General features: G+C 42.2%; 2 pseudogenes. Both read left to right on the top strand.

Going from position 1 to position 1,182, the window contains the following annotated elements:
- Positions 1-128 precede the first annotated feature (128 nt).
- Positions 129-665 (top strand): annotated as a pseudogene (locus K5Q99_RS21775) (4Fe-4S binding protein); the annotation flags it as partial.
- A 243-nt stretch (positions 666-908) separates the two neighbouring features.
- Positions 909-1,182, top strand: a pseudogene (locus K5Q99_RS22630) (LTA synthase family protein); the annotation flags it as partial.

Here is a 1,182-nt window from a genome sequence, read left to right as displayed (position 1 = left end):
ACGCGAAGTACGAAATTGCGAACCAGTGGGACCGACAACACTGAATCCGGAAAGAGAGACAGTTAAAACAGTAGAAAAAAAGGCCGCTTAAAACGGTCAATGGTGACAACTAGCTTGAAAAACGCCGTTATCTCGAAGGTAATTATCACAAGATTGCCGACTTAAAAATGGCGCTGTTCTTTCTGACGCCGAGCCTGATTACCCTGTTTGTGTTTGCGCTGATCCTTGCCTTAGCCGCATGGCGCCGTCAGGGATTCTGCCGTTACTTGTGCCCTTATGGTGCCATGCTCGGGATCTTAAGCTTTGCGAGCCCATTAAAAATCCGCCGTGATACTCAGCATTGCCTTATCGAGGCAAAAGGGATGAAATGCGATAAGTGCACCCGCGCCTGCCCAGCAAACATCATAGTGCACACTAAGACTACGGTGCGCAGTGATGAATGCCAGGCCTGTATGCGCTGCGTCGCCGCTTGTCCAAAATCAGCCGCCCTTGGTCTAGGGCTTAAATCTGGCCACAGACTCGGCCATAAGGGATTACTCGCATTAGTGCTCATCGCCTTATTTATGCTGCCGCTTGGCGCTTACTTAGCTGGCTTCTGGCACAGCCAAACACCCGACAATATCCGCATGGAACTGATCCAAGTGATAGATAGAGTTGGACATTAACTGAGTATAGGTTTGCTTTTGAACTAGTCTAAGTTGGTGTGTTATTATGCACCTCCTTAAACAGTCATTGAAAAAATTTATCGTATGAAACAGAGTAAATTTCGCAGCGTGTTGTTTCTATATATTTCCATGCTATTCATATTAAATTGTTCTCGCATTGCGAATTACATTGTGTATCACGATTATTATAAAGAAACATTCGATTTTCTCACGGTGATATTTACATCATTTCGCTTTGATATCATGACTACTGCTTATGTCATGATCATACCTACATTGTTAATATTAGTACCAGGAAGTGGCCGCATTACTTGTTTCATAAAAGATATGGGTTTAAAGCTTGGTTTAATAATGCTACTGCTATCTACACTCGCACTTATTGGAGATTTTATTTATTTTGGTGTAGTAAATAGACACACATTCAGCGATCTACCATTGTTAATGACTGAAACATCTTTTGTATTACCATTTTTAATGAAAGATCATTTCGCGTTAACGATATTTAGCGTTGCTACTA

This window comes from Shewanella hafniensis (assembly GCF_019655335.1).
Classification (GTDB): Bacteria; Pseudomonadota; Gammaproteobacteria; order Enterobacterales; family Shewanellaceae; genus Shewanella; species Shewanella hafniensis.
This window is presented reverse-complemented; position numbering and strand designations above follow the sequence as displayed.